Origin of the sequence: Subsaximicrobium wynnwilliamsii, from assembly GCF_007997225.1 — a bacterium.
Lineage (GTDB): Bacteria > Bacteroidota > Bacteroidia > Flavobacteriales > Flavobacteriaceae > Psychroserpens > Psychroserpens wynnwilliamsii.
In genome coordinates, this window is the sequence record NZ_VORM01000052.1 from 1 (window position 1) to 7,032 (window position 7,032).

Below are 7,032 nucleotides of genomic sequence, written 5' to 3' on the forward strand. Positions count from 1 at the left end.
TTTTTTAAACATGGTATTGGATTTAAAATTTAGCTACAAATTAATAAATCTATTACATTTACAGCAAGAACATCCAATCGGAACGGTTCAGGCGGGCTTCCGACCGGTAGGGAGGATTCGTTCAACACCGTATATAAGCTATGGCTTGGTCTGTGCTCATTTGGAAAATCTATGGATTTCCCAAAGTTAGTTTATATATGGAAAGGTTCGTGCTAAAACACGCCACAGCTCATATACATAAACGTTGTAAAAAATGGCGGAATTCACTCAGAACTAGACAATCGGAATTCAAAAAACTATTCCTTTCACGGTCGCGGAATTTTTATTTCGGATTTCTAATTCAGTCCGATAAATGAAAAACGGAATTACAAAATCAGAAAAGTTTGCGGAATCTTGAATTGATCAAATCCACTCTGAATAAAATCGTGTTGCGAAATTACTCACTCACACGGAATTTTCCACTCGAACGGAATCACAAAGTTCGCGGATTTTGGGAACGGCGGAACTCACTCAATCGCACTATCTCAGGGAAAGCAACAACAAAACACAATAATTCCAGGCCACTTTTCACAACATCGCGTATAATTAATTGCTTGGCCTGTTCTTCTTCCGAAAATCCTCGTGGATTCGCTAGTTCGTTTTTATTTGCTAAATTTACTGCTTGAGACGCGCAACTAATCATACTCAAGAGCGTTGTGTGTAATGTAAAAAAAAATCTCGCTGAAAAACAAAATTCGAAATATAAGCTTTCTGATTTTAGGAATAATCCTAATTTATTCTGCTATTGCAATCCCATTTAGTAATTATGTATCAGCAAAATATGATACCGAATTAAATGACAAACGGATTGAATATGGTTTATTGCCATTAACTAAAGATTGGAAATTGGATAGTACTATTCTGAAAAGTCCATTTAGAGGACTTTATGTTCCTTATGTTCCTTTAGATAGAAATGATACAACTTACGGATTTTTAGAAAACAGAGGATATTGTCATTATTGGAATAATAAAAAAGTTAATAAGAGTAAACCATATTTAAGAAATAAAGAAATTCATTTTACAAAGAGCTATTGGTTATGGAAAAATGAATTAAGTTTTGAAATTAATTATTATGTTAATCCGACAACTGAAATTGGGGACTACTTACAGTTAGAAACAGTTAGTTTATTAAAACATAACGAATTATTATCGGCAAGAATAACACAATTTAAAAACGGGGAAGAATTTTTTATTTTTGAAAATTCTGTACTTAATGATAAAATGTTCGGAAAAGAAGAAAAAACGGTTGATTCTATATTGAAAAAATGGAAAATAAAATAGAACAAACACTACACACAACACCGTGTATAAACCATTGCTGGGTCTGTGCTCATCTGGAAAATTCTTGGGAATTTTCCAGCGTAGTTTTGTATCTTTAATGGTTCGTGTGTGAGACACGCAACGGTCCATACACAACAACGTTGTAAAAAATGGCGGAATTCACTCAGAACCAAACAATCGGAATTCAAAAAAGCATTCCTTTTTACGGTCGCGGAATTTTTTTCGATTTCCAAACCAGTCCCATAAATGAAAAACGGAATTACAAAATCAGAAAAGTTTGCGGAATCTTGAATTGTTCAAATCCACTCTGAGTAAAATCGTATTGCGGAATTGCTCACTCATACGGAATTTCACACTCGGGCGGAATCACAAAGTTCGCGGCTTTTGGGAACGGCGGAACTCACTCAATCGCACTATCTGAGGGAAAGCAACAACAAAACACCATAATTCCAGGCCACTTTTCACAACATCGCGTATAATTAATTGCTTGGCCTATTCTTCTTCCGAAAATCCTCGTGGATGCCCAAGTTCGTTTTTATTTGCTAAATTTACTGCTTGAGACGCGCAACTAATCATACTCAAGAGCGTTGGTAGCCATTTAAGACACTAAAGAAGAGCATTTTAATATTATCCATCTTTCGGAATTCAAAAAAATAAGTATCTTGTACTTGAAAAAGTGGAAAATGATTAGAAAATCAAATAGGTCTAAAGCAGATAGTCTGCGTGCTGAATTACAATGACCTAAAACTTTTAGAATTCAGCAATTAACTTCTAAATTTTTTTACGATGAAAAATTTATTTTTAACATTAGCTTTTGTTTTGGGTGCTGCGTCTAGTTTTGCAAGTGATAGCACCGAAGAAGCTGTAGCATTAGAACGTACTTGTGTTCCTACAACACTTTCTTGTGGAATAGAGGGCTGGTCTTGTGGAGACACAACTACAGAAATTCTTGAAAATGCTATAGCAGCGGACGAAGCTCTTTGTCCTTAATTAATTATCAATAACCTGCTTGTAATTACAGGCAGGTTTATTTAACACTAAAAACTTATTTAATATGGTTCAAAAATTCATTTTCACTCTTATATTTTTGGCTTCAATAATTGCAAATGCTCAAAAAAAGTATTCTATACAGCATAAATTCACTTATAAGCTGACATACCAACCAGACTCAACAGATGTCCATACTAAACAAAGTGAAGATATGTTTCTTTTAACTAATGAAGATCTTTCAATATTTCAAAGCAAAAATGGTTATATCAAAGACTCATTACTTCTTGCCATAGAAAACAAGCCTGCTCAAGAAATTAATATGCTGGATATTTCAAGATTTCCAAAAACCCAATTTCATTTTAAAATATTAAAAGAAAAATCTGAAGACAGTATAACTGTCTATGATAAAATCTATACCGATAATTTTCAGTATAAAGAATCCAATAACAATATTAAATGGGAAATAACATCTGAAACTTTATCAATAAATGGCCTGAAATGTCAAAAAGCTACTGCTTATTATGCTGGTAGAAATTATGAAGCTTGGTTTTCAAATGAAATTCCAATATCTGATGGACCATATAAATTTAGCGGACTTCCGGGTCTAATTATTAAGATTTCAGATTTAAAGAATCATTATGTTTTTGAATTAATAGCAAAATCTGATAAAAACCTATCTTATTCAAGCTTGAAACCTAGAAGAAATCTTTTCATTACGACCAAATCAATTTATTTTGACAGGCTAAAAGACTACAAGAAAAATATAGTAGAAAGAATTGCCCAATCAGGTTTTACAATAAATGACGAATACAAAGAAGAGGTAAAACAAAAACTAAAAAAAAGGAATAACCCAATTGAATTAAAAAACTAATATATCAATGCGGTATTTTTTTTTAAAAATTCTACTGCTACTATGTAGTTATAGTTTTTCACAATCAAAAATTGTTGGTAATTTGAAATCGGAAAAAAAACAATCCATTTCTGGAGCCAGTATAACAATTACCAATTTAGAAGATGCTGATAATATTTTAAATTATGACATATCTGACAACGAAGGCAATTTTTCGATTATCTTGAATAATAAATCTGAAAAGTTAAAACTAAATGTAAAATCAATGGGTTATAAAAGTGTTGTCCGAATTATTGACAACAAATCCCAAATCTTAGACTTTATTTTAGAGGAAGCGGTAACCGAATTAAAAGAAGTTGTTTTAAAATCTAATCCCATTATTCGCAGAGGCGACACCCTTAATTATTCGGTTAATTCATTTGTTCAGGAACAAGACCGCACCATAGCCGATGTCCTTAAAAGAATGCCGGGCATCGAGGTTTTGAGTGATGGTAAGATATTGTACCAAGGCAAGCCTATCAACAAATATTATATTGAAGGATTGGATTTATTGGAGGGCAAATACAACCTTGCTAATGAAAACCTGCCTCATAGAGCAGTATCCAAGGTACAGATACTGGAAAACCATCAACCCATACGTATTTTGGATAGTTTGGTCTATTCAGACAAAGCTGCGCTGAACATAAAATTAAAAAATGAATATACATTAACGGGGCAAGCAGAATTGGGTTCGGGTTTAACACCATTACTTTGGGATGCTAATATTACCCCACTTTTATTTACCAAAAAACAGCAGATGCTTGTTTCCTATCAGACCAATAATACGGGAAATGATGCTGCCTCGCAACTGAAAACTCTCACTTTTGAAGATTTATTGGAACAGTTTGAGAACAATACAGGAAAACAAGATTGGCTGGGCATACAGAAACTAAGCACACCAAATTTTTCAGAAAAACGCTGGCTGGACAACAACATCCATTTGCTCACGGGTAACTATCTGCATAAACTAAAAAGGGATTATGAAGTTAGGTTGAATGTTTCTTACCTTAACGATTACCAGCAACAAAATGGCTTTACAAACACCTCGTTCTACACGCCGACAGACACCATTTCACTTATGGAGAACAAGTACAATCAACTCTACCTTAATTCGTTAGAAACCAACTTGACCATTCAAAAAAATACAAAAGAAAACTACCTGAAAAACAGCTTGCAATTTCAAGGGTTTTGGGATGGGCAAATAGGAAATATACAAATCAATGGCACCCCTTTATCTCAAAATTTGAGCAATCGTTATTTTAAATTTTCCAACAAATTTAAAACCATTTTTTTCTTGGGAAAGCAATTGGCGTCACTCAACTCATACATCCGATTGAACCAGACTCCCCAAACGCTTAAAGTAAATCCAGGACAGTTTGAAGATTTATTGAACAATGGCAATCCTTACGGAGAGGTTTTTCAAGAAGTTGATTTACGGTCTTTTTATACCAACAACTCATTGGGTTTTACAAAGGGCTGGAAACAATTCAGCTTTTCGCCCAACGTGGGTTTTCAGTTTGAGAACCAAAATCTTGAAAGTCAGATATCCACTTCTGTTAATAAGATGTTGCTCAATGCGTTCCACAATGATTTAGACTGGAGACGGACAAAACTCTATTTTGACCTGAAAACACAATATAAAAAGGAAAAATGGCGTGTTGAATTGACAACGCCAGTAAATTTTCACAGGTATCAAATAGAAGACGAACCTTTACAGGAAAGCGAAGAATTGAGCCGTTTGACTTTTGAGCCTAGATTATCAATTATTTATGATGCCAATGCCTTTTGGAAGTTCAATACTTCGGCAAGTGTCAGCAATCAATTTGGAACTATCAATCAATTGCACTACGCTTACATCCTTCGGAATTATAGAAATATTCAGCGCATTAACACGGCTTTACCGCAAACATTCAATCAAACACTAACAGCAGGTATATCTTATCGAAACCCTTTAAAATCTTTTTTTTGGAACATTTTATATACTCGAACCCAAAGCGAGAACAACTTGCTTTACCAAACACAGATTATGGAAAACGGAGTGACAGAACTTCAAGCCATAGAACAAGATAACGACAGGACCAGCCAAAACCTGTCTACAAGATTGAGCAAATACTTTAGCAAGCTCAATACCAATGTAGCGTTGAATGCCAATTTTGGTCTACAAGACTTTCAACAAATTTTAAATGAAGAAACCTCGGATATTGAAACCCAAAATTTTGGCATTGGGGGAAAAATAGAGACCGATATTACCGACTGGTTCAACACAGAATATCAGGCAAAATGGGCCTTCTCAAATAACCGAATTCAAGAGCAATCCAACACCACCATAACCCGTCAAAATCACCTGCTCAACCTGAACTTTTATCCAAATGAAAATCAGTACTTTACAATAAAAACCGAGTACATAAAGAATAATTTGTTCTCAGAAAATACTGAAAACTTTTTTGCAGACCTTGTTTACCGTTATACTTGGAAAGAGAAAAACATTGACTTTGAATTGCAGGCCAGTAATCTTTTTAACACCAAGAATTACAGGACAATCAATATAAATGAATTCAGCTACGTAGAAACTAATTTCAGATTACGACCACGGCAGTTTTTATTTAAGGTTAGATTTTCGTTGTGACGGAAGAAAAAACGGCTACCAACAAAGCATAAACGCAATAGCGGAGGAGTGATTAAACCAAAAGTAATTTTATAAATTTAAGGTCAGATATTAACCGAAAGGTTCGTACGCAAATCCCGCTACTGCGCTTATACTAGACGTTAGGCACAATTAATGACGAACTCCAAAATACTACTATGAATATTAAATATAAGCCACGAAATTTAAATTCAAATGAACTTCGTATTTTGAGATACCTAAAAACTAAAACGGAAAAAAACGAAAGAGGAAAAATAAAGTTTTATCATTTTTTAATTGCTGGATTATTAGGTGTTTGTTTAATTTATATCACATCAATAATTCCTGACAGTTTCTGGACTCTAATTTTGGGAACACTTGCCGTTTTTTCATTTGCTTTTATTGTATTTACTCCTTACGAAATTTATAAAGCGAAAAAACAGCATAAAGAATTTTTAAACCTACTCAATTCATTAATTGAAAAAGGAACTGTTGAAACTTGCCAGATTGAAAGTACAAAAATTGCAATTGCTCCAGAATATGAGGACGAAAATGATATGTACATTATTAAACTGAATGAAAACGAAGTTCTTTATATTTGGGATACTGAATACAAATTAAACAGGAATTTTCCTTCTCTAAAATTTGAAATTTATGGAATTGATTTTTTTAAAATAACTGGAAAACAAATCAATCCATTAAGTGAAAAAATATTGCCTTTAAAAATTGATCGAAAAGCAAAATGGAATTTTATGAAACAATATGGAATTTACGGACATTTAGAAATTGAAAAAAGTAATTTTGAGAAATTAATATTGAAATATAAAAACTGTGCCTAATAACTAAGTATTCGGCTCGCCGATAGGCCAGAGCTGAATACTGTGTTGACGAATCCGGTTGATTTGCCGTCTATGGGTAAAACGATGAATTTAAAGAAGGATGGCTGGAGTTTGCGCTGTTATTGACAAGGTCAGAAGGTATGAAGCTCAATTATTTTCTAACGCCATGAGTGCTTTTTAGTGGTTTAAATTTTCAATAGCTGGTTTTCATCGTTTAATTTTAAAGTTAAGGCATAGTAGAGCCTGTTTTGACCCCTATAAAACAAGAGTAATCTTTTAAATTTCGGTTATTGATTAAGCGGTTAATTTTTTCATTATAATCAGGTGCTTATCCGCGTTCCATTTCTCCATTGGCGTAATTCGCCCCAACA

The 7,032-nt window shown here is 33.6% G+C and carries 6 protein-coding genes; all 6 read left to right on the plus strand.

Annotation, left to right across the window (positions count from 1 at the left end; all coding sequences use genetic code 11):
* Positions 1 to 190 (plus strand): hypothetical protein (locus tag ESY88_RS21585; RefSeq protein WP_223270912.1); only part of this gene is annotated, 190 nt, incomplete at its 5' end.
* Positions 191 to 861: 671 nt separating this feature from the next.
* Positions 862 to 1,320 (plus strand): hypothetical protein, encoded by a 459-nt coding sequence (locus ESY88_RS19990; protein WP_147088486.1) that lies wholly within the window; start codon positions 862 to 864, stop codon positions 1,318 to 1,320.
* Between the two features lie 786 nt (positions 1,321 to 2,106).
* Positions 2,107 to 2,310, plus strand: coding sequence for a hypothetical protein (locus tag ESY88_RS19995; protein WP_147088487.1), 204 nt, complete (start codon positions 2,107 to 2,109; stop codon positions 2,308 to 2,310).
* Between the two features lie 64 nt (positions 2,311 to 2,374).
* Complete coding sequence (locus tag ESY88_RS20000) at positions 2,375 to 3,181, plus strand: GLPGLI family protein (protein ID WP_147088488.1); 807 nt, start codon at positions 2,375 to 2,377, stop codon at positions 3,179 to 3,181.
* A gap of 82 nt (positions 3,182 to 3,263) precedes the next feature.
* The gene (locus ESY88_RS20005) at positions 3,264 to 5,825 is read left to right on the plus strand and encodes a hypothetical protein (protein WP_223270913.1); all 2,562 of its coding nucleotides are present in this window, start codon (positions 3,264 to 3,266) and stop codon (positions 5,823 to 5,825) included.
* Between the two features lie 176 nt (positions 5,826 to 6,001).
* Positions 6,002 to 6,661 (plus strand): hypothetical protein, encoded by a 660-nt coding sequence (locus ESY88_RS20010; protein WP_147088490.1) that lies wholly within the window; start codon positions 6,002 to 6,004, stop codon positions 6,659 to 6,661.
* The last annotated feature ends 371 nt before the right edge of the window (positions 6,662 to 7,032 follow it).

What these genes read in the sequence shown, in the direction of transcription:
- ESY88_RS20000 (WP_147088488.1), top strand. Translation starts at nt 2,375, where the DNA reads ATGGTTCAAAAATTCATTTTCACTCTTATATTTTTGGCTTCAATAATT.
- ESY88_RS19995 (WP_147088487.1), top strand. Translation starts at nt 2,107, where the DNA reads ATGAAAAATTTATTTTTAACATTAGCTTTTGTTTTGGGTGCTGCGTCT.
- ESY88_RS20010 (WP_147088490.1), top strand. Translation starts at nt 6,002, where the DNA reads ATGAATATTAAATATAAGCCACGAAATTTAAATTCAAATGAACTTCGT.